General features: G+C 69.4%; 22 protein-coding genes and 1 pseudogene. 10 read left to right on the top strand and 13 right to left on the bottom strand.

Annotated features, from left to right (window positions below; genetic code table 11):
* Positions 1 to 103: 103 nt before the first annotated feature.
* Entirely contained in the window at positions 104 to 1,612 is a 1,509-nt protein-coding gene (locus tag JNK30_RS01500) for a helix-turn-helix domain-containing protein (RefSeq protein WP_293479514.1), read from the top strand.
* Between the two features lie 258 nt (positions 1,613 to 1,870).
* On the opposite strand, the gene JNK30_RS01495 is transcribed toward JNK30_RS01500, so the two are convergent.
* Both JNK30_RS01495 and JNK30_RS01490 read right to left on the bottom strand, forming a co-directional pair.
* Positions 1,871 to 2,329: a hypothetical protein gene (locus JNK30_RS01495; protein ID WP_293479512.1), complete on the bottom strand. Its 459-nt coding sequence runs from the start codon at positions 2,327 to 2,329 to the stop codon at positions 1,871 to 1,873.
* A 75-nt stretch (positions 2,330 to 2,404) separates the two neighbouring features.
* Complete coding sequence (locus tag JNK30_RS01490) at positions 2,405 to 2,689, bottom strand: hypothetical protein (protein ID WP_293479510.1); 285 nt, start codon at positions 2,687 to 2,689, stop codon at positions 2,405 to 2,407.
* A gap of 101 nt (positions 2,690 to 2,790) precedes the next feature.
* Here JNK30_RS01490 and JNK30_RS01485 point away from each other — a divergent pair, with 101 nt between their 5' ends.
* Complete coding sequence (locus JNK30_RS01485) at positions 2,791 to 3,432, top strand: hypothetical protein (protein ID WP_293479508.1); 642 nt, start codon at positions 2,791 to 2,793, stop codon at positions 3,430 to 3,432.
* 410 nt (positions 3,433 to 3,842) lie between these two features.
* Here the strand turns inward: JNK30_RS01485 and rpoH are convergent, their stop codons facing one another.
* Positions 3,843 to 4,730, bottom strand: coding sequence for an RNA polymerase sigma factor RpoH (gene rpoH / locus JNK30_RS01480; protein ID WP_293479506.1), 888 nt, complete (start codon positions 4,728 to 4,730; stop codon positions 3,843 to 3,845).
* Between the two features lie 1,085 nt (positions 4,731 to 5,815).
* Here rpoH and JNK30_RS01475 point away from each other — a divergent pair.
* Entirely contained in the window at positions 5,816 to 6,304 is a 489-nt protein-coding gene (locus JNK30_RS01475; RefSeq protein ID WP_293479505.1) for a VOC family protein, read from the top strand.
* A 151-nt stretch (positions 6,305 to 6,455) separates the two neighbouring features.
* Here JNK30_RS01475 and JNK30_RS01470 read toward each other — a convergent pair whose 3' ends face one another.
* Positions 6,456 to 7,775 carry an MFS transporter gene (locus tag JNK30_RS01470; protein WP_293479504.1) on the bottom strand — a complete coding sequence of 440 codons (1,320 nt, stop codon included), beginning with the start codon at positions 7,773 to 7,775 and terminating at the stop codon, positions 6,456 to 6,458.
* 152 nt (positions 7,776 to 7,927) lie between these two features.
* Here JNK30_RS01470 and JNK30_RS01465 point away from each other — a divergent pair, with 152 nt between their 5' ends.
* Positions 7,928 to 8,692, top strand: a complete 765-nt coding sequence (locus tag JNK30_RS01465) for a CPBP family intramembrane glutamic endopeptidase (protein ID WP_293479503.1) — start codon at positions 7,928 to 7,930, stop codon at positions 8,690 to 8,692.
* Here JNK30_RS01465 and JNK30_RS01460 read toward each other — a convergent pair.
* The 3 genes from JNK30_RS01460 to JNK30_RS01450 all read right to left on the bottom strand — a co-directional run bounded on the left by JNK30_RS01460 (position 8,689) and on the right by JNK30_RS01450 (position 10,647).
* Complete coding sequence (locus JNK30_RS01460) at positions 8,689 to 9,120, bottom strand: penicillin-insensitive murein endopeptidase (RefSeq protein ID WP_293479502.1); 432 nt, start codon at positions 9,118 to 9,120, stop codon at positions 8,689 to 8,691. The genes JNK30_RS01465 and JNK30_RS01460 overlap by 4 nt on opposite strands.
* 212 nt (positions 9,121 to 9,332) lie before the next feature.
* On the bottom strand, positions 9,333 to 10,340 hold the full coding sequence (locus JNK30_RS01455; protein ID WP_293479501.1) for an RluA family pseudouridine synthase: 1,008 nt from the start codon (positions 10,338 to 10,340) through the stop codon (positions 9,333 to 9,335).
* Positions 10,330 to 10,647: a ferritin family protein gene (locus JNK30_RS01450; RefSeq protein ID WP_293479500.1), complete on the bottom strand. Its 318-nt coding sequence runs from the start codon at positions 10,645 to 10,647 to the stop codon at positions 10,330 to 10,332. Before JNK30_RS01450 ends, JNK30_RS01455 begins: the two co-directional genes overlap by 11 nt.
* A gap of 141 nt (positions 10,648 to 10,788) precedes the next feature.
* On the opposite strand from JNK30_RS01450, the gene JNK30_RS01445 reads away from it, so the two are divergent.
* Positions 10,789 to 12,357 carry an alkaline phosphatase D family protein gene (locus JNK30_RS01445; RefSeq protein ID WP_293479499.1) on the top strand — a complete coding sequence of 523 codons (1,569 nt, stop codon included), beginning with the start codon at positions 10,789 to 10,791 and terminating at the stop codon, positions 12,355 to 12,357.
* A gap of 42 nt (positions 12,358 to 12,399) precedes the next feature.
* Here the strand turns inward: JNK30_RS01445 and hisI are convergent, their stop codons facing one another.
* The gene (gene hisI, locus JNK30_RS01440) at positions 12,400 to 12,789 is read right to left on the bottom strand and encodes a phosphoribosyl-AMP cyclohydrolase (protein WP_293479497.1); all 390 of its coding nucleotides are present in this window, start codon (positions 12,787 to 12,789) and stop codon (positions 12,400 to 12,402) included.
* Positions 12,790 to 12,892: 103 nt separating this feature from the next.
* On the opposite strand from hisI, the gene JNK30_RS01435 reads away from it, so the two are divergent.
* Positions 12,893 to 13,801 carry a DUF817 domain-containing protein gene (locus JNK30_RS01435; protein WP_293479527.1) on the top strand — a complete coding sequence of 303 codons (909 nt, stop codon included), beginning with the start codon at positions 12,893 to 12,895 and terminating at the stop codon, positions 13,799 to 13,801.
* Here the strand turns inward: JNK30_RS01435 and folE are convergent.
* Complete coding sequence (gene folE / locus JNK30_RS01430) at positions 13,798 to 14,430, bottom strand: GTP cyclohydrolase I FolE (RefSeq protein ID WP_293479496.1); 633 nt, start codon at positions 14,428 to 14,430, stop codon at positions 13,798 to 13,800. The genes JNK30_RS01435 and folE overlap by 4 nt on opposite strands.
* A gap of 168 nt (positions 14,431 to 14,598) precedes the next feature.
* Here folE and cysS point away from each other — a divergent pair, with 168 nt between their 5' ends.
* Both cysS and JNK30_RS01420 read left to right on the top strand, forming a co-directional pair.
* Positions 14,599 to 16,029: a cysteine--tRNA ligase gene (gene cysS, locus JNK30_RS01425; protein WP_293479495.1), complete on the top strand. Its 1,431-nt coding sequence runs from the start codon at positions 14,599 to 14,601 to the stop codon at positions 16,027 to 16,029.
* On the top strand, positions 16,029 to 16,601 hold the full coding sequence (locus tag JNK30_RS01420) for an SRPBCC domain-containing protein (protein WP_293479493.1): 573 nt from the start codon (positions 16,029 to 16,031) through the stop codon (positions 16,599 to 16,601). Before cysS ends, JNK30_RS01420 begins: the two co-directional genes overlap by 1 nt.
* Positions 16,602 to 16,677: 76 nt before the next feature.
* Here JNK30_RS01420 and JNK30_RS01415 read toward each other — a convergent pair whose 3' ends face one another.
* The 3 genes from JNK30_RS01415 to tadA all read right to left on the bottom strand — a co-directional run bounded on the left by JNK30_RS01415 (position 16,678) and on the right by tadA (position 18,617).
* Positions 16,678 to 17,580, bottom strand: a complete 903-nt coding sequence (locus JNK30_RS01415; protein ID WP_293479491.1) for an SDR family NAD(P)-dependent oxidoreductase — start codon at positions 17,578 to 17,580, stop codon at positions 16,678 to 16,680.
* Positions 17,581 to 17,661: 81 nt separating this feature from the next.
* Positions 17,662 to 18,120 (bottom strand): DUF6265 family protein, encoded by a 459-nt coding sequence (locus tag JNK30_RS01410; RefSeq protein ID WP_293479489.1) that lies wholly within the window; start codon positions 18,118 to 18,120, stop codon positions 17,662 to 17,664.
* A gap of 56 nt (positions 18,121 to 18,176) precedes the next feature.
* Positions 18,177 to 18,617, bottom strand: a complete 441-nt coding sequence (gene tadA / locus JNK30_RS01405) for a tRNA adenosine(34) deaminase TadA (RefSeq protein ID WP_293479487.1) — start codon at positions 18,615 to 18,617, stop codon at positions 18,177 to 18,179.
* Between the two features lie 12 nt (positions 18,618 to 18,629).
* Here tadA and JNK30_RS01400 point away from each other — a divergent pair, with 12 nt between their 5' ends.
* On the top strand, positions 18,630 to 19,823 hold the full coding sequence (locus JNK30_RS01400; protein ID WP_293479485.1) for a pseudouridine synthase: 1,194 nt from the start codon (positions 18,630 to 18,632) through the stop codon (positions 19,821 to 19,823).
* On the opposite strand, the pseudogene JNK30_RS01395 reads toward JNK30_RS01400, so the two are convergent.
* A pseudogene (locus JNK30_RS01395) lies at positions 19,780 to 20,403 on the bottom strand (enoyl-CoA hydratase/isomerase family protein); the annotation flags it as partial. The gene JNK30_RS01400 and the pseudogene JNK30_RS01395 overlap by 44 nt on opposite strands.
* Positions 20,404 to 20,551: 148 nt before the next feature.
* On the opposite strand from JNK30_RS01395, the gene JNK30_RS01390 reads away from it, so the two are divergent.
* The coding region (locus JNK30_RS01390; RefSeq protein ID WP_293479525.1) for an RsmD family RNA methyltransferase at positions 20,552 to 20,633 on the top strand (82 nt) is incomplete at its 3' end.

Raw genomic sequence — 20,633 nt, 5'->3', positions numbered from 1 at the left:
CCCGATGACCTTCTCCACCTACGACGGCGACAACGAGACGCGGCGTGCGTCGTATTGCGCAGCCTAGTATGTCTAGGAACTTGTCTGAGATTCGGTTTGACGAATGGCGCAGCGCGGCCTTCAGGATTGGGAAATAGCCCTCATCAAGCGGATGATGGTGGAAGAATATGCGCGCGATAGGATGCACGCGTACTTCAACCGGCCCGAGCGGACGCTGACGCCGGCCGCCTTCAGCGAGATCAAGCTTGGGCGGTTTGGGTCGCACATTCAGCCGGCGTCCGCAGAGGAGCTGGCCCGCTTCGTCGAAACCTTCAGCAAGTCCCCGGCGGCCGCCGAAAGCGACCCAATCGGCATGGCTACCTTGGCGAAACTGCTCGCCACCGAAGCGGGCGCGCTCAAGGTCTCCGAGGACGATCAAATAGAATTCAAGGCATCCTTCTCCTTCATCGACAACACCTTCTCGAAGATCGCTCGCGCCATGGCCGCGCTCGCCAATCACCGTGGCGGCTATATTCTTTGCGGGATCGAGGACGGCTCGGGTCGCGTTCGCGGTTTGCCGGCGCGTGAGCAGTTTGAGTGCGATCTGGCCCGCTGGGCGCAGGTGCTTAAGGGTTGTCTCATGCCCGTGCCCGTGTTCGAGCGGATGATCACCGAAGTCGAAGGTAAGGCCATCGGAGTCATCTACGTTGAGCCCGCCGAGAATAAGCCGGTCATCGCGACCAAGACCTTCGGCGATAAGATAAAGGATGGCGCCGTCTACTTCCGGTACCCGGGCCAGTCGACGCCGATCGGGTACGGGGAGATGGTGACTCTGCTCGCCGAGCGCGATCGGCGCGCGCAGCGAGGTCTCCTCAATCACCTGAACATCTACGCTGAGCGCTCGCCGGACGACCTAGCCCTTATCGACCTAAAGGAGGGCCGACTGGTCGACCCCACTAAGCCGATTGCGCTCTCGACGGACATGATCTCGCGCCTGAATCTCATCAAGCAGGGCGAGTTCGTCGAGAAGGATGGCGCGCCCGCGTTGCGCCTGATCGGCGACGCCACGGCTGCCGCCGAGCCGGCCCCAGAAATCGTCCGAGGGTTCGTCACCGACCAGGCGCTGATGAAGAACTTCGCGAAGCGGCGGCCCGTCGCCGAACCTGGCCAGTACTTCCTGGCCGCGATCAATTCGTCGTCGGAGTGGCTGCCGATGCTGCGCTGGATGCGCGAGGCCGGAATCTCCAAGGAGCAGGCGATCGCCCTGGTAGAGAACGAGGGGCTGACCCCGACTAAGCGCAGCCGCGCGCTGGGACGCCTGAATGGCGAACGGAGCGCTTATGCCGCGGAGACGCCGAGCGTGCGGCTTTTGCGGGATCGGCTTCTGGCGCTCGAAACACTGCCCATTACCTCTGCCACCGATCTCCGTCGCGTGATGTTGGCGATCCGCGCTGTAGAGACGGTTACGCCAGAGCAACTCGATGTCCTCTGGGCGACGCTAGAGCGCGCCTTCGACTTCGCCTGGACTGCATCAAACGGCGGCGATCTACAGTCGTACGTGAAGGCGGCCGCCGCGCGGGTGGATGAACTTCAGGCTATCGTTGTCACTAGCGAGGCGCTGAACGCAGCCTAGAAAACCGGGACACACACGCATTCCCTCAAAGCAGCTGACACTGCCGTGCATACCCACGCGGGCCTGGTGGGCGGCCGCGGGGGCGAATCGGTCGGTGTGCGGCCAGTCGCGGCCGCCTGCGCCTCGACCCAGGCCGCCGCGCCGAGCGGACGGCCGGTCATCGCCGCGCGTAGCAGCTTGCGCCGGGCCTCCTCCGCCACATCGACCTCCAAGAAGGCCGCCGCCCCTGAGCTGAGCCGTCCGCCAGACGCACTGCCGTCAGCAGCGGGTCGGGCCGCCCTCCCGCATGGCTGCGTACGCTCGACCAGGCCAGTCGACCGCCCGCCGGGCGAGCCCGGCGCACACCGGGTTCAGGCCGACGTAGTGCGCGCAGGTCATCAGGTACGCCTCATCCATCGGAAACGAGGCGAACCGTCCCTGCCAGAGATAGCCGGTCCATCGCTCGCTTAGATTGATCCGGCGCGTGTAGCGCGGGTGCTTGGCGCCCCGGCCTGCGCCAACGCTTCGGGGCGCGACGGGGCTGTGATGAGGTGAACATGATTGGGCCATCAGCCAGTAGGCCCAGACCTCCATTTCGGCCTCGGTGAATGCCTCCGTGGCGATCTGCAGGTAGGCGACGTAGTCGCCCTCGTAAGAGAACGTCGGCTGACGCCGGTTGCCACGTTGGGTGACGTTGTGCGGCGCACCGGGGATCACGATGCGGGCTTGTCGCGGCATTGAGGTCTCCGACAACGGACGCCTCCTGATGTTCCGGCGTTGTTCCAGATCAAGCTTCGAATGCGTCCCGGTACGTCACGCGGGGATTGCGCGGGTGGCTTGAAGCAATGCGTGTGTGTCCCGAGTTTCCCGCGTCGTCCCATCCATAGGGCGCAGCGACCGCCCCTGCGCCAGCGTCGCGCGCATCTCAGCGTTGAACCCCTCCGAGACCGCCCGCCAGACCTGCACCGCCTGCGGCGACGGCATGTCCGCCTCCGCGCGCACCGCCGCCAGCGTCTCCCCCGCCGCCACCCGCCGCACGATCTCCGCCTGCACCTCCTGCCGCCGCGCCCGAAAGCGGTGGCTGTGGTTCCGCGTCATGGGCGGCCCGTCACAAAGCGGCGCCTGCAGAGAAATAGGCACTTGCAGAGCTCTGATTTTAGTGCTCTGAAACATGCACTGATCTCTGATGGAGGGATGTGATGAGAGTCGTCTTCGATCAAGCTGCCGAGCTTGACCGCGGCCTTTGGAGCGTTCGCCTGCGCCCCACAGATGCAAAGAGGCTGGAAGGTGCGCCGCTCATTCACGGGAGCCGCAGTGTGGTGCTCGCTCAAAGCGCCGAGTTCACGAATGGCAGCCTGACGGCTGAGATGGAGGCGCTTCGCTCCCTGGTGGTCGGCACGTCAGATCGAGCATTGGTGATCCTCTCGAGCCTGCACGACTACGAGCAAGGCGCTGCAGCAGCGGGAGCTCCAGACAAGCCATTCGACGCGATCAAGTTTCCAGGTGACGCAGACTTTCTGCATGAAGTCGGAAAACTTCCCGTCGAGGCGGCCTCGGCGGGGCGGCAGTTGCTCGAACTCGTTCGCCGCAAAGATCCGGGGTCGATGAAGCGGGGCTCTCGGCGCAACTTCAGCAACAGTCCTGACAATTTTTGGTATGCTGTAGTGCAGCCCTCGCGCGGCAATCTCTCCATTACCGTCCGTGGACGACCGGAGTTCTTTCAGCCATCGACCTTAGAGCTCAAGGTGGATCGGCCCGGCTATACCCGCTTTTACCTTAGCAAGCAGACCGAGGTCGCTGAAGCTTTCAGGATTGTATCCGCTTCGCGTCGCCGCCGCTGAAAGCTATACCATAGCGATTAGAAGCGAGATTGTGCACGTAGGTTGAGCAATATCTTGTGCACAGGGGGGGTTAGTCTGATGCCGCATGAGGTTCCGTTTCGGCTTGTTCTCACTGGCGACACTGCCGATCAGCATCAATTCCAAGGTTACGACGGGTACATGGCGCTGGCTGGGTTCGCCTGGACGCTCTCGCTAATCAGCATTACGTCGAGACCGGTCAGGTACGCCATGGGTGGAGACTTGCGCGCAAGCGCTGAATGTCCGTTTTGATGACCTAGTCCAAGTTCCGCTTCTGGCGGAAAGCAGCTTGCCCCCACATGCCCCCCAAACGCAAAAGGCGGCCGAGCCCTTTCGGGCGCGGCCGCCTTCTCGTCTTCCCCGGCCAGCGCCGGCCGCGACCGCCCGGCGGCCTACGCCTCCACCAGGTTCCGCTCCGCTGCGGCGGCGCGCATGGACTTCTGCAGCTTCTCGAAGGCGCGGACCTCGATCTGGCGCACGCGTTCGCGGCTGACGCCGTATTCCGTGGCCAGGTCTTCCAGGGTGGTGGGCTCGTCCTTCAGGCGGCGCTCGGTCAGGATGTGGCGCTCGCGGTCGGTGAGCTCGGTCATCGCCGCCTCGAGCAGGCTCATGCGTAGGTTCATCTCCTGCGTGTCGGCCACCACGGTCTCCTGGCTGGGCGTGTCGTTGTCGACCAGCCAGTCCTGCCACTCGCTCTCGGAGTCGGAGCGCAGGGGCGAGTTCAGGCTGGCGTCGCCGCCCGAGAGGCGGCGGTTCATCGACACCACCTCCTCGTCCAGCACGCCCAGCTTGGTGGCGATCTGGCTCACCTGGTCGGGGCGCAGGTCGCCCTCCTGCAGGGCGGCGATCTCGGACTTGGCCTTGCGCAGGTTGAAGAACAGCTTCTTCTGCGCCGCCGTGGTGCCCATCTTCACCAGGCTCCACGAACGCAGGATGAATTCCTGGATCGAGGCGCGGATCCACCACATGGCGTAGGTGGCCAGGCGGAAGCCCTTGTCCGGGTCGAACTTCTTCACCGCCTGCATCAGGCCGACGTTGCCCTCGGAGATCACCTCGCCGATCGGCAGGCCGTAGCCGCGGTAGCCCATGGCGATCTTGGCCACCAGGCGCAGGTGGCTGGTGACCAGCTGGTGGGCGGCCTCGGGGTCCTGGTGCTCCTGCCAGCGCTTGGCCAGCATGAATTCCTGGTCCTTGGCCAGCATCGGGAACTTGCGGATTTCCGACAGGTACCGGCTGAGGCCGCCTTCCGGCGACATCACGGCAAGCGCGTTCGCAGCCATGCTCAATCCCCTCAACTCACGAGCTTTTCTGACAGCTCACTGACGAGACGTCCGGGTCGCACGCGTGGCGGCACGCTTCGAACCTCGCCCCCCTCTACCCGTCAGATAGGCGCCGGGTTCCGGGAGCGGTAGGGGTCGCTGGGAGGAACGCCCCGAATGTCCCACTTCGGTAGTCGGGATTTTTACGCTGCTCAGATGGCAGGAACAAGGCGCCGTTTCTCATCGGTTCGATAGCGAAACTGCGGGCCGCAGAGGTCGCAGAGGCGGCGCGGAGAGCGCGGAGGCCTCTGCGTTCTTCTCCGCGTCCTCCGCGGTTCAATCGATCGCCTGCGGCGCGGAACGCCCCAACTCAAGACTCCCTTCCTCCTCGATGGAGGAAGGGCCGGGGATGGTGGTGCGCGCAGGACCGCGAAGCTCATGGCGCGCGAGGCGCCGACGCCCCTTCAACGCCTGCGCGCCGGCCCTGTCGGAACGCGGCCGTCCCGAGCGCCGGGGAGGCCGCTTACCCTCTCCACCCCCCGCTCTCCGGCGGGCGGTCCCCCTCTCCCGCGAGCGGGAGAGGAAGGGGCGGCGTGGGCCCCTTCAGGCGCCGTCTCCCTTCCTCCTCGATGGAGGAAGGGCCGGGGATGGAGGTGCGCGCAGGACGGCGAAGCTCATGGCGCGCGAGGCGCCGACGGAGGACGCCCTGGGCCTGTCGAAACACGGCCGTCCCGTACGCCGAGGCTGCCGCTCGCCCTCTCCACCCCCCGCTCTTCGGCGGGCGGTCCCCCTCTCCCGCGAGCGGGAGAGGAAGGGCGCGGCGTGGGGCCCTTCAGGCGCCGTCTCCCTTCCTCCTCGATGGAGGAAGGGCCGGGGATGGAGGTGCGCGCAGGACGGCGAAGCTCATGGCGCGCGAGGCGCCGACGCCTGCGCCCCGGGCCTGTCGGAACGCCCCAACTTCCCACGTCCTTGAAGCATCACCCTCCCTTCCTCCTCGATTGAGGAAGGGCCGGGGATGGTGGTGTGCGCAGGACGGCGAAGCCCATGGCGCGCGAGGCGCCGACGCCCTCTCACGACGCCGCCGACCCTAGACACAGGAGCCCGCCATGAAGCCCTTCATCACCTGCCTCTGGTTCGACAGCGCCGCCGAGGAGGCCGCGCGCTTCTACGTCTCGCTGTTCCCCAACTCGCGCCTCGGGACGATCACGCGCTACGCCGCCGACGCGCCGGGGGGCAAGAAGGCCGGCGACACCCTGACCGTGGAGTTCGAGCTGAACGGCCAGGCCTTCGTGGCCCTCGACGGGGGGCCGATGTTCACGTTCAACGAGGCGATCTCCATCCAGGTCCCGTGCGAGGACCAGGCCGAGATCGACCGCTACTGGGACGCGCTCACCGCCGACGGCGGCTCGGAGCAGCCGTGCGGCTGGTGCAAGGACCGCTGGGGGCTGTCGTGGCAGATCACCCCGGCCATCCTGCCCCGGCTCCTGTCGGACGGCGGCCCGGCCCAGGCCCGGGCGGTCACCGAGGCCTTCATGGGCATGACCCGGATGGACATCGCCGCGCTGGAGGCCGCCGCCGCCGGGGCGGCGGGCTGACTTAAATCCTCCGATCGTCCCGGCGAATGCCGGGACCCAGATCCACGTGCGGGATCGTGACGGGAAGGGCTCCGCGCCTCTGGAGCCCCTCTCTGAGCCACGCCATCTGGGTCCCGGCATTCGCCGGGATGGGCGGGGCCGTGTGCGGACCCTACCCGGTCCGGTGCTCGCGCTTGTTCGTCTCGGCCAGGAGCAGGATCGAGACGAACGAGACGGCGCACATGGCGGCCATGTAGACGGCGATGATGCTGGAGTCGCCGCCGTTCGAGGCCAGGAGCGCGGTGGCGATGATCGGGGCGAAGCCGCCGCCCAGGATGGCGCCCAGCTGGTAGCCGAGCGAGGCGCCCGAGTAGCGGACCTCCACCGAGAACAGCTCGGCGAACAGGGCCGACTGGGGGCCGTACATGAAGTTCAGCCACACCGAGGCCAGGGTGATCGCCGCGACCATGGCCCAGAAGTCCTGGGTGTCCACCAGCCGCCAGAAGGCGAAGGCCCAGACGCCGCCCAGGACGGCGCCGATCATGTAGACCGCGCGGCGGCCGATGCGGTCCGAGAGCGCGCCCGAGATCGGCAGGCTGGGCGCGGCCAGGAGCGAGCCCAGGAGCAGCGCCCACAGCACCTTCGGCCGGTCCATGCCCAGCGTGGTGGTGCAGTAGCTGACCAGGAAGGTGATCACCAGGTAGAAGCAGCCGTTGGAGGCGACGAACGAGCCGCCGGCCAGCAGGATCTCCTTGGGGTGCTTGATGATGGCCTCGAGGATGGGGCTGCGGCGGGCGCCCTCGGCCTGGATCTCCTTGGCCTCCTCCAGCGCCTGGAACTCGGGCGAGTCCTCCAGCTTGATCTGGACGTAGAGGCCCAGGCCGACCAGCACCACGCTGAGGATGAAGGGCACGCGCCAGCCCCAGGCCTCGAAGGCCTCGGGGGCGAGGTTGGCGGTCATCAGCAGGAAGACGAGGTTGGCCAGGACGACGCCGGCCGGGACCCCCAGCTGCGGGAAGCTGCCGTAGAAGCCCTTCTGCCCGGGCGGGGCGCTCTCGGTGGCCAGGAGGGCGGCGCCGCCCCACTGCCCGCCGACGGCCAGGCCCTGCGCGAACCGGAGCAGGATGAGGAGCAGCGGCGCGCCGACGCCGATCAGCTGGTAGGACGGCAGGCAGCCGATCAGCGTCGTCGCCGCGCCCATCAGCATCAGCGCGGCCACCAGCGCCTTCTTGCGCCCGACCCGGTCCCCGAAGTGCCCGAAGACCATCCCCCCGATCGGCCGCGCGATGAACCCGACCGCGAACGTGGAAAACGCCGCGATCTGCGCCACCGCCGGCGGCATGTCCGCCGGAAAGAACAGCCGCGGAAACACCAGCGCCGCCGCCGTGCCGTAGATGAAAAAATCGTACCACTCGATGGAAGATGCGGCCACGGACGTGGCCACGATCCTGGCGAGCTTGTCTTTGCCCACGTGCGGGGCGGCGGCGGTCATCGGCGTCTGTCTCCCAACGGCCGATTCCCCCGGCCTTGCCCGCGACTATGGCACGGATGCGGGCTGCGGCGTGTGGCGCCGGGGAAATCATGCCGGGGAGGGTTTGCGCCATCGCAAGGCGCGCGCCGACCAGCCCCCGGAACATGGGGTCCGTGACCGCCGCCGACCAGGGGCCCCAGGCCCGGATCGTCCCGTTTTTCCTGCTCACGACGGGGCTGACGCTGCCGTTCTGGGCGCTTGGCGCGTGGGTCCAGTTCGAGCCGCTGCCGGGCCTGCCGGCGAGTTCCCTGATGGCCTTCTGTCCGGCCGCCGCGGCGCTGATCCTCGCGGCGCGGGCGGGCGGAGGCCGCGCGACGCGGGCGCTGGCGGCGCGGTCCTTCGATGTCGCGCGGCTGCGCGGACGATGGCCGTGGCTCGCGGTCACCCTCCTGATGCCTGCGCTGGCGGGGGCGGCATGGCTGCTGCAGCGGCAGGCCGGGCTGCTCGGCGAGCCGCAGCCGGGCGCCATGATCGCGCCGCTGATGATGCTGGCGGTCTTCTTCGTGGCGGCGCTGGGGGAGGAACTGGGCTGGTCGGGCTACATCCTGGAGCCGATGCGCGAGCGCTGGGGCGAGACGGCCGCGGCGCTGGCCATTGGCATCTTCTGGGCCGCCTGGCACATCCTGCCCTTCCTGCAGGCCGACCGCGCTCCGGAGTGGATCGCGTGGCAGTGCGCCAAGACCGTGGCCGTGCGCGTCGTCATGGTGCGGCTCTACTTCGGCGCGGGCCGCAGCGTTTTCGCCGTGGCGCTCTTTCACGCGCTCAGCAATGTCGCCGCGTTCTGGCTTCCTTTCGTCGGGGCCCAGTACGACGCCCGCCTCGGTGCGCTGACCATGATCCCGGCGGCCATCGCCTTGACCCTGGCGAACCGGCGCTAGCGGAAGTCCACATGCAGATGGTCGTCGTGGCGCGCGGCTCCACAGCCCGCGAAGCGCACCTTGCCGTTACGCGCGAAGCCCAGGCGCGCCTTGAGATGGGGCTCGATGAAGATCCGGCGCACGCGCGCGTCGCGGGCGAGCGTCCGAAGGAGCGTGGCCGTGCGGCTGTCGTCCAGCGTCCACCGCCGGGACGGCGGCGGGTCGGGCGCTGCGTGATGACCACCGTGACCTGTGCAGACGCGAGGATCGCCAGCGCGCGGCGGCTCGAAAGCGCCATAACCCGAGGCCGTTGGTGGGCGTCCGAGCGGACGGCCATCGCGGGACACGTAGAAGACGGCAAGGTCGATCTGGCGTCCGTCGCCGTGACTCAAATGCGGCGGCATCGGTCGCGTCGCCCGCGGCCACGACGCCTCCATGTAGCGAACCACCGTTCCGGGATGTTCTCGCGAGACGGCGCTTGCAACCTCGGTCAGCGCGGCGTGGGCGGAGCGCGTGACGTAGTGGCGTCGGGCCGAGCAGTAGCCGCGACTCACCGGTTGCAGAGGGCCGGCCTCTGCGCAGGGTAAGGGGACCAGGCCATTCCGCGCCGCCTCGGCGTCCGCTCGCGCGCCGAAGGGCCCAAGCACCGCGGCGGCTGCCGTCAGAGCCGCGAGAGCTCGGCCTCCAGGGCGGCCATGTCGGACGGGAGGGGGCTCTCGCATCGGACCGCCGCGCCGGTGATCGGGTGACGGAAGCCAAGCACGGCGGCGTGCAGGGCCTGCCGCGCTAGCCGTGCAGCTTCCATGGCGGCCCTGACTGTCGACGGCGCGCTGCCCGAGCCGTAGACCGGATCGCCCAGGCACGGCGTCCCCCGGCTCGCCAGATGCACGCGGATCTGGTGCGTCCGCCCGGTTTCCAGCCGGCATGCGACCCGGGCGGCGAGCGGCTTTTCCACGGGACCGAACACGCGCTCGACGCGATAGTGCGTGACCGCGTGGCGGCCGCCGGACTTCACGATCGCCATCTTCTTGCGGTCGTGGGGCGAGCGCGCGATCGCACCTTCGATGGTTCCCTTGGGCGGCGTGAGCGCCCCGCGGGTGAAGGCGACGTAAACCCGCTCGATGTCATGCGCGGCGAAGAGCGCCGAGAGTCCCTGGTGCGCGGCGTCGGTCTTCGCCGCCACCACCACGCCCGAGGTGTCCTTGTCGATGCGGTGCACGATGCCCGGGCGCGCCACGCCGCCGATGCCGGAAAGGCCGGCGCCGCAGTGATGGAGCAGCGCGTTGACCAGCGTTCCGCTCTCGCTGCCGGGGGCGGGATGCATGGCCATGCCGGGCGGCTTGTCCAGCACGATCAGGTGCGCGTCCTCGTACAGCACCCGTAGCGGGATCGCCTCGGGCTGCGGCTCGGCGGGCTCGGGTGGCGGAATCTCCAGCCGGTACTCGCCGACCACCGCCTTGGCCGAGGCGTCCGAGGCCGGCGCGCCCTGGCGGCTCAGGCGGCCCTCGCCGATCAGCGCCTGCAGCCGGGCGCGCGAGAACTCCGGCAGCAGAGCCGCCAGGGTTTTGTCCAGCCGACCGCCCGCGAGGTCCGGGGTCACCTCGACGACCCTCAGGCCGTAGACCTCGCGCGCGTCCGCGCCCGCCTCGTCGTCCGCCTCAGAGGCCATGCTTCTCGCTGGCGCCCTCTTCGTGGCCGGTGATGGAGCCGTCCTTGAACAGATACTCGCGCAACTGCTCGTCGGCCTCGGTATCGTTGCGGCGGATCCACTCCAGCACCATCGCCGCGTGCTCCAGCTCTTCGCGGGCGTTGTGCAGGAGGATGGCCTTCAGTTCCGGGTCCTCCGTGTCGTCGGCGCGCTGGCGGTACCAGTCGACCGCCTCGAACTCTTCCATCAGCGACGTGATGGCGTAGTGCATCTCGAGCGTCCTGCGGGAGAGTTTCTCGCGGGCGACGTGAAGCGCTTCGCTGGCCATGAACCGTCATGCTCCTGTGCTACGGTGAGGTCTAACAGAGGGCGCTCGGCAGGGGGACACGTCATGAAGGTGGATCGGAGACGCGCGCTGGCCCTGCTGGGCCTCGGTGCAGCAACGCCGGCGGCGGCGCAAAGCTCCACAGTGAGTTTCCAGCACGGTGTCGCATCGGGCGACCCGACGCAGGATCGGGTGGTGATCTGGACCCGCATCACGCCGTCCGCGCCGGGCGGCCAGGTGGCCTACACATGGCGGATCGACCCGGTGGACCGCCGTGCAGGCGGAGCCCGAAGCGGGTCGGGCGTCACGGGCCCGGAGCGCGACTACACCGCCAAGGTCGACGTGACTGGCCTGGAGCCCGGCCGCGCCTACACCTTCGGGTTCGAGGCGGCGGGCGTCACCTCGCCCATGGGCCGCACCCGCACGCTGCCGGCCGGCGCGACCGAAGACGTCGTGCTGGCGGTTGCCTCCTGCAGCCTCTACCCGAACGGCTATTTCAACGTGTATCGGGCCATCGCGGATCTGCCGCGCGTCGACGCGGTGCTGCACCTGGGCGACTACATCTATGAGTACGGCGGCCCGGGCAGCTACGGCATGGACTCGCCGGTGGCCGGCGAGCGGCCGCACGATCCTCCGCGCGAGATCGTCACCCTGGACGACTACCGGCGCCGACATGCGCAGTACAAGAGCGATCCCGACGCGCAGGCCGCCCATGCGCGCGCGCCCTGGATCGTCGCCTGGGACGATCACGAGACGGCGAACAACAGCTTCCTCAACGGCGCCGAGAACCACGATCCGGCCAAGGAAGGCGACTGGACCGCCCGCAAGGCCGTCGCCCTGCGCGCGTACTACGAGTGGATGCCTATCCGCGATCCGAAGCCGGGGCAGGGGCTCGCCGAGGCGTCGATGCGGAGCTTCCGGTTCGGGGACCTCGCCGCCCTGGTGATGATCGAGACCCGGCTGACCGCCCGCGACGAACAGCTCGAACTCGAACGTGATCTGCCCATGGTCGACGGCAAGCCGGACGTCGCGGCCTTCCGGGCGAAGCTGAACGACCCGTCGCGGCGCATGATGGATGACGCCCAGGAGGCCTGGATCCGCAGCGAGCTGCAGGCCTCGGTCCGCGCCGGTCACGCCTGGCAGGTGCTGGGCAACGAGGTCGTCATGGGCCGGGTGGTGGCGCCGACGCGCGAAGCGCTGAAGCCGGAGGAAGCGGCGCGGCTGCGCCCCGAAGCCTTGCGCCGCCTCGAGCAGCGCGAGAAAGCCGCCGCATTGGGCCTGCCGGTGGCGCTCGACATGTGGGACGGGTATCCCGTCGCGCGTGAGCGCTTCTACGGCCTCCTGCGCGAAGCCGGTGCCCGGCCCATCGTGCTGGCGGGCGACAGCCACTCCTTCTGGGCGAACGAACTCAGCGACGACGCCGGGCGCCTCGTGGCCTGCGAGTTCGGGACGAGCGCGGTGACCAGCCCAGGCGCCGGCGAGGTGGCCGAGGGCCTCGACTGGGGTGAACTGATCGCCCGCGCCAGCCCCGAGGTCCGCTACAACAACCAGTCCGATCGCGGGTTCATCCTGCTGACGCTGACCCGACGGGAGGCGCGCGCCGACATGATCGCCGTCTCGACGATCACGGCGAAGCCGTTCCGGAGCCGGGTGGTGAAGCGCTTCCGGGTGACGCCGCAGGGCGCCGGCGTCTCGAAGCTCAGCGAAGCCTAGCGCTGATCCATTGGGTCGCGGCGGTCAGCGCGGAGACGCCGCTCACCGCCGGACGAGCCGGCCGTCCTCGACGACGCGGTAGAAGCACGAACGCGCGCCTGTGTGGCAGGCGCCGCCGTCGCCCTGCGGCCGCACCTTCAGCCAGACCGCGTCCTGATCGCAGTCGATGCGCAGCTCGTCGACGAGCTGCACCTGACCGGACGTCGCCCCCTTGTGCCAGAGCTCGCCGCGGGAGCGGCTCCAGTAGTGGGCCTCGCCGGTGGCGATGGTCTTCTGGAGGGCCTCGTCGTTCATCCAGGCCAGCATGAGCACCTCGCCCGTCTCGGCGTGGGTCGTCACGGCCGCGATGAGGCCCGCAGCGTCAAATCGCGGGCTCAGGACCTCGCCCTGCTCGAGGGCGTCTTTCGAAGGCGCGGTGGGGAAGCTGGCCATGCCCTCCATATGGCGCAGGCTCGCGCTCGGCGCATCCGACTTTCGCGCGCCGAGCGGACAGGTCCTCCATGGCGCCTGCACGCGCCGCCGCGAAGCTGGCCGGATGGATCTGAACGCCTGGGCCAAGGACCGCGTGCTCGCGCTCGACGCCGTCGCCCGTCCCTGGGCGCAGCGCGGGCGGCTGCGGGGCTTTGCTTACGAGTTCCTGCTGTTTGGACTGAAGCAGGCATGGGCATGCCTGTTCGGAGGACTGCTGCTCGTGCTTCTTGTGGCGACGCGGCTGTGGTGGCCGGCGGACGCGCCGCTCGCCCGCTACGACCTGCTCGTGCTCTGCGCGGTCGGCCTGCAGGTTCTTCTCCTGGCGTCGCGGCTGGAGCGTCCGGACGAGGCGCGGGTGATACTGGTCTTCCACGCCGTCGGCACGGCGATGGAGATCTTCAAGACCGCGCAGGGCTCCTGGATCTATCCTGAGGCGAGCGTGCTGCGGATCGGGGGCGTGCCGCTCTTCTCAGGGTTCATGTACGCTGCCATCGGATCGTACATCGCCCGCATCTGGCGGCTGATGGACCTGCGGTTCGAGCGCTATCCACCGCGCTGGGCGCCGTGGCTGCTGGCGCTGGCGGCGTATGTCAACTTCTTCACGCACCACCACCTGCCGGACATCAGGCTGGCGCTGTTCGCACTGTCGATCCTGGCCTTCGCGCCGACCCGGGTGGTCTTCACGCCCGATCATGCGCCGCGCCGCATGCCGCTGCTGCTCGGCTTTGCGCTGGTCGCCCTGTTCATCTGGATCGCAGAGAACGTCGGCACCTTCGCCGCCGCCTGGACCTACCCGGAACAGCGGGACGGCTGGCGTCCGGTTTCGGCGGGCAAGCTGGGGTCCTGGTATCTCCTGATGCTGCTCAGCTTCGTGCTGGTGAGCCTGGTGCATGCGCGACAGGTTCCGCATCCCCGCCGCGTCGCGACGGAGCCCAGGCGTTACGACCTGTGGGCGGGACGCCTGTCGCGCTAGCGCCGGTTGACGAAGTCCAGGAACCGCTGGCGCAGCGTGGGATCCGTCTTGAAGACGCCCGTGAACTGGGTCGTGATCGTCGACACGTGCCGGTGGTGCACGCCGCGCGTGGTCATGCACTGGTGCGCCGCGTCGATCAGCACGGCCACGCCGGCCGGGCGCAGGCTGTCGGTGATGGCGTCGGCGATCTGCTGGGTCATGGTCTCCTGGGTCTGGAGACGGCGCGCGAAGATCTCGACCACCTTGGCCAGCTTGGAAATCCCCACGACCCGGTTCGTCGGCATGTAGGCCACGTAGGCCTTGCCCAGGAACGGCGCCATGTGGTGCTCGCAGTGGCTTTCGACCTCGATGTCGCGGAGCATGACGATGTCGTCGTAGCCCTGGACGTCCTCGAAGGTGCGCGACAGTTCCTTGGCCGGGTCGAGCTTGTAGCCCTCGAACCACTCGGCGTAGGCGTCCACCACGCGCTTGGGCGTGTCGATCACGCCCTCCCGCCGCGGATCGTCGCCCGCCCACGCGATCAGCGTGCGGACGGCCTCCATGGCCTCCTCGCGGCTCGGGCGCTTGAACGGTTCAAGGGTTCCGTCGTCGGACCCGATGAGGGTTCGGTCGCGTGCAGGGGCGTCCATGTCTCGGAGGTGTCTTCCCAGGGCTGAGTTGCGCCGGGACGACGGTCCCGGAAATGACGCGTGCCACCCAATCACGTACGAACGCGCGGCCCGTGGCCTCCCGTCCGGACGTTCTCTATATGGGTCCAGAGCCCCTCCGGGCAACCGTTCCGCAGCGTTAGCTTCAGCATGACCCTCAGCCTCTACGACACCATGAGCCGCCAGAAGGCGCCGTTCGCCCCGAAGGATCCCGCGCGGGTGACGCTCTATGTGTGCGGCCCGACGGTCTACAACTACGCCCACATCGGCAACTTCCGGCCCGTCGTGGTCTTCGACCTGCTGTTCCGGCTGCTGCGCCGCCACTACGGCGAGGACCACGTCCTCTATGCGGCGAACGTCACGGACGTGGACGATAAGATCAACCGCAAGGCCGCCGAGGAAGGCGTGCCGATCCAGGTCATCACCGACCGGTACCTGGACGCCTACAACGCCGACGCCGCCGCGCTGGGCGCCTTGCCGCCGACCTTCCAGCCGCGCGTGACCCAGACGATGGACGCCATCGTCGGGATGATCGGGGACCTGGTCCGCAACAACGGCGCCTACGCCGCGGAAGGCCACGTGCTCTTCGACACCCAGGCGTTCAGCGACTACGGCAAGCTCTCGGGCCATCCGATGGACGAGATGATCGCCGGCGCCCGGGTGGATGTGGCGCCCTACAAGCGCCATCCCGCAGATTTCGTGCTGTGGAAGCCGTCGAAGGCCGGGGAGCCGGAGTGGCCCAGTCCATGGGGCCCGGGGCGGCCCGGCTGGCACATCGAGTGCACGGCGATGATCCACGAGGCCCTGGGCCTGCCGATCGACATCCACGGCGGCGGCGTGGACTTGGTCTTCCCGCACCATGAGAACGAGTTGGCCCAGGGGGTCTGCTCGGGCCACGGCGGGCGCGAGTACGCCGGCGTCTGGATGCACAACGGCTTCCTCAACATGGGCGACGAGAAGATGAGCAAGAGCCTGGGCAACGTCGCCCTGGCCCACGACCTGCTCAAGCTCTACCCGGGCGAGGCGATCCGCTGGGCCCTTCTGACGGGCCACTACCGCCAGCAGCTGGAGTGGACGGACGCCCTCATCGAGCAGGCCAAGAGCGCGCTCGACCGGCTCTATCGGGTGCTGGACGATTGCGCGCGTTTCCTGGCCGGCCAGCCCGCGCCGGACGGCGCGCAGAGCGCCGCCGGCGCCGCGGAGCACGCCGACGTGCTGCGCGCCCTGGACGACGACCTCAACACGCCGGCGGCCTTCGCGGCCCTGTTCCAGCTCTCGGACAGGGTGCGGGCCGCGATCATGGCCAGGGACGCGCTCGCGGCCGCCAGCAGCCGGGGCCTCCTTCTGGACGCCGCCCGGCTCATGGGCTTCCTGGGCGCCGACCCGCAGGCGTGGTTCCAGTCCGGCGCCGACGACGACCTGAAGACCCAGGTCGAGTCCCTGATCGCCGCCCGGGCCGAGGCGCGCGCCGCCAAGAACTGGCCCGAAGCCGACCGCATCCGCGCCGAACTCGCCGCGTTGAATGTGGAGGTCATGGATGGCCCCAGCGGGGCGACCTGGCGGATCAAGGAGCAGGCCTGATGCCCTTCAAGCCCGGCAACGATCTGATGGCGGGCCCCTTCGGACGCCGCGGCGGCGCCCTTGGGCCGAAGACGATGTCGCTCAAGACCGAGGGCAAGCCGCCGCCGCCCAAGGGTCCCTCCGGACTCCGGATCGAGGATCGGATCGGCATCCAGGCGCCGGCGGAGGTGATCTGGGACATCGTCTACGACATCGACCGCTGGCACGAGTGGAACCCGACCTACACCCGCGCGGCCGGCGCCGTGCGGATCGGCGAGATCCTGACCTTGACGCTGGAACTGCCGGGACAGGCCGCGCAGGAGATCCGTCCGAAGGTCCTCGAATGGGTGCCCGGCGAACAGCTCCACTGGCAGCTGTCGATGATGGGCGGGATGATCCGCACGCTTCGCTACCTCGAGATATCGCCGCTCCACGAGACGGGCTGCATCGTCGACAACGGCGAGATCTTCGGGGGCCTGATGGGGCCTTCGCTGGGCAAGCGCGTCGGCCGTTCGGTTCGCCAAGGCTTCCAGGCGATGAACCAGGCGTTGAAGGCACGCGCCGAGCAGGCTTGGCTCGGCCAGCGTTCGTAGGCCTAGCGTCCACGACATAGGAGACCATCCCGGTCTCCGCCTCGCGGCGAAGCCGGGATGACATCCGGAACTGCGGCTAGCCGACCCGCGTCGGCTCGGCCATCCGCACCTCGGCGACGCGCCGGGACTCCGGCGTCGGGAAGAAGACCTTGGCCGCGTTCTTGGCCACCTCCTCGGCGGTGTAGGGCCGGCCGGGCGCAAAGCCCTCGGTCTCCAGCATCTTGATCTCGCGCACGCCGCGCGAGGAGACGCCCAGGATCTTGCCCGAGTGGTCGGCGGCGAGGTCCGAGACCATGAACAGCACGCCGGGCGCGATGTTCTCGGGCAGGGACAGCGGGTCGGGCTCCTGGCCCTTGCGACCGGGCAGGTCCGAGGTCATGCGGGTGTAGGCGCCGGGCGCGAGGCCCATGACGCGGATGTTGTACTTGCGGCCCTCGATCGCCATCACCCGCACCATCCCGTAGATGCCGGCCTTGGCGGCGCCGTAGTTGGTCTGGCCGAAGTTGCCGTAGAGGCCCGAGGTGGACGAGGTGAGCACCATCGATCCGCCGCCGTTGTCCTTCATCCATTTCCAGACGGGCAGGGCGCAGCAGTAGGTGCCCTTCAGGTGCACCTTGATGACGGCGTCCCAGTCGGCCTCGGACGTGTTGGCGAAGGTCTTGTCCCTCAGGATCCCGGCGTTGCAGACGAGGATGTCCACCTTGCCGAATGCGTCGAGCGCCGACTTCAGGATGTTCTCGCCGCCCTCGATCGTGGAGACGTCGTCGCCGTTGGCGACCGCGCGCCCCCCCGCGGCCTTGATGGCGTCGACGACCTTCTGCGCAGCGGACACGTCCGCCCCGGTGCCGTCGCGCGCGCCGCCCAGGTCGTTGACGACCACGGCCGCGCCCTCCTGGGCGAACAGCTTCGCATAGGCCTCGCCCAGTCCGTTGCCCGCGCCGGTGATGATCGCGACCTTGCCCTCGAGCAGTCCCGCCATGACGTTCCCTCCATACCGTTGTTTGGAAGCATCATCGGACTCGAGGCGCGGCCAGTGCAAGGGCCTCGTCCAGAGGCGCCGTCAGGGCGCCCGACGGTAGCGCCACGCCTCGGACTGCAGCCTGCCCCCGATTACGCCCTCGGTGCGGGCGCACAGACCATCGTCGCAGCGGCGGAAGACGACACGCTGGGGAAAGTCGTGCGCCTTGTTCTCGAAGACGGCCTCGCCATCCTTGCCGGGCACGAGCACGAACGGCGTCGGCGGCTGGCCGGGCAGGTAGGCGGTCAGGGTCGCGCCGGCCGGTTCCGGCGTGATCTTGTAGTGCGACACGAACGGACGCTTCCCGGGCGCATTGGTCTGGGCGGCCCCGGCCATGACTCCGCCCAGCGGCGCCAGCCAGGTCTCCCGGGTGACCACGCCGTCCTGCTCGTGGATCCAGCTTCCGGCCATCCAGCCGAGCCTGGCGATATCGTCCGCGGGGTCCGCCTGGGCCGCGGAGGCGAGGGCCGAGAGGGCCAGGATCATCATCATCGGTCGCATCGGCGCAGCTTAGCGCGGGCGAACCGGCGGAACAGCGGCTTGCGACAGGCGGCGCGTCAGCGTCCGCGCCGGGCCCGGAAGAAGCTCCGGAGCAGCTCGCCCGCCTCGTCGGCCAGGACGCCGCCTTCCACCTGCGGGCGCCAGTGGCAGGTGGGCTGATGGAAGAAGCGGGGCCCGTTCACGACCGCGCCGCCCTTGACGTCCTCGGCGCCGAACACGAGCCGGCCGATGCGGGCGTGGCTGATGGCGCCGGCGCACATGGCGCAGGGCTCGAGCGTCACGTAGAGCGTGAGCCCGGTCAGGCGGTAGTTGCCGCGCTTGGCCGCGGCGGCGCGCAGGGCCACGATCTCGGCATGAGCGGTGGGATCGTGCGCGCCGATCGGTTGGTTCGCGCCCACGGCGACCACCTCGCCCGTCGCGGGGTCGACCACGACGGCGCCCACCGGCGTCTCGCCGGCCGCGGCGGCGGCTTGCGCGGCTTCGAGCGCGATGCGCATTGTCCGGCGGTCATGGTCCACGATCCCCTACGAACAGAGCGCGGCGAGCCCGGTCAAGACGGCAGCGACGGCGACGAGGCCGGCGGCGAGCGCGTGGCCAAGCTGCTGGCGCGCGCCGGCGTGGGCTCGCGACGCGACGTCGAGCGGCTGATCGGCGAAGGGCGGGTGGCCATCAACGGGCGCGTGCTGGAGACGCCCGCGGTGAAGGTCGAGCCGGGCGACATCGTCACGGTCGACGGCGAAGTGGTGGGCGAGCCCGAGCCCGCGCGGCTGTTCCGCTACCACAAGCCTGTGGGGCTCGTGACGACGCACAAGGATCCCCTGGGCCGTCCCACGGTCTTCGAGGCGCTGCCCGAGGGCCTGCCGCGGCTGATCTCGGTGGGGCGGCTGGACCTCAACTCCGAGGGGCTCCTGCTGCTGACCAACGACGGCGAGCTGGCGCGGGCGCTGGAGATGCCGTCGAGCGCCATCGTCCGCCGCTACCGCGCCCGGGCCCACGGCCGCACCAATCAGGAGCGGCTGGACCGCCTCAAGGCCGGCGTCACCGTCGAGGGCGTCAAGTACGGGCCGGTCGAGGCCAGGCTCGACAAGGCGAAGGAGGGGCCGCAGGGCGCGAACCTGTGGCTGACCGTGACGCTGCACGAGGGCAAGAACCGGGAGGTCCGGCGGGTGCTCGAGTCCATCGGGCTCAAGGTGAACCGCCTGATCCGCCTTTCGTACGGCCCGCTGGCCCTGGGGACCCTGGGCGTCGGCGAGTTGGAAGAGGTGGGCCCGCGGGTGATCCGCGAGCAGTTCGCCGAGTACATCGACCCGGCCAACCTGCCCACCGGCGACCGGCCGCAGTACCGCGCGCCGGCCAAGCAACGGCGGCGGGCGCAGCAGGCCGCGGCGCAGGCTGAAGCGGCGCCGGTCGCCGTGGTCCCGGAAGCGCCGGCGAAGAAGGCCTACAAGGCCGGCTGGGCCAAGCCGAAGATCAAGGCGCGGCCGCACCCGCCCCCCAAGCCCAAGGGGCAGAAGTCGGAGGGCGGAAAGGCCCCGCCGCGCGCCGCCAAGGGCGCCGCGCCCGCTAGACCTTCTGGATCTCGGCCGGCCGGCGGCCCTCCGCCAGGCCCGCGCGGGCCGAGGCCGTCTGCATCACGGCCAGGAAGCTCGCCCGCTCGTCGGCCAGGCCCTCGGAAACCGGGCGGTCGAGGGCCGCGCGGGTGAGGCGCTTGGCGTAGGCCACGCCGTCCGCGCCCTTCGCCTCGAACTCGGCGGCGATCTCGAGCGCGCGGGCCAGCGGGTCTGCGGCCAGTTCGTGCACCATGCCGATGGCGTGCGCCTGCGCGCCGGTGAACGTCAGCCCCCGCAGGATGATCTCCAGCGCCTTGGCCTCGCCCACCACGCGCGGGAGCCGCTGGGTGCCGCCGCCGCCGGGAAAGATGCCGACGCGGGTCTCGGGCAGGCCGATCGCCTCGGCCTTCGGGTCGGCGATGCGCAGGTCGCAGGCCAGCGTGAGCTCGAACCCGCCGCCCATGCAGAGGCCGTTGATGGCGGCGATGACCGGCTTCGGCGCGGCGGTGATCGCATCGACCAGCGCCAGGAAGCCCTGCTCGGGAGGCCCATCGGCAGGCGGGGGCGGCGGGCGGTCCTTCAGCGCCTCGCCCATGTTCGACAGTTCGTCCACGTCATAGTGGCGAATGAAGATGCCGGGCACGCCGCCGGTGATGACCACGCAGCGCACCGCCGGATCGGCGGCGAGCGGCCGGAAGAGCTCCAGCATCTCCTGCGAGCCGGCGGCCGTCATCGTCCCCCAGGGCGGATTGGCGTAGGTCATGATCGCGGTCCCGCCGCGACGTTCCACCGTCACCAGGCCCATCGGCGTCTCCTCCCGTCTTGCTTTGTCGGCCAAAGCTTGGAACGGGGAAGGCGAGGGGACAAGGGAGCCGGCCGGTTTGCGCATCGTATCGGGGGAGTTCCGCGGCAAGGCGCTGGTCGCGCCGAAGGGCGACGCCACGCGTCCCACGTCCGACCGCG

Source organism: Phenylobacterium sp., from assembly GCF_016793225.1.
GTDB lineage: Bacteria > Pseudomonadota > Alphaproteobacteria > Caulobacterales > Caulobacteraceae > Phenylobacterium.
The sequence above is the reverse complement of the archived record's forward strand: the minus strand, read 5'-3'. Positions and strand labels throughout refer to the sequence as shown.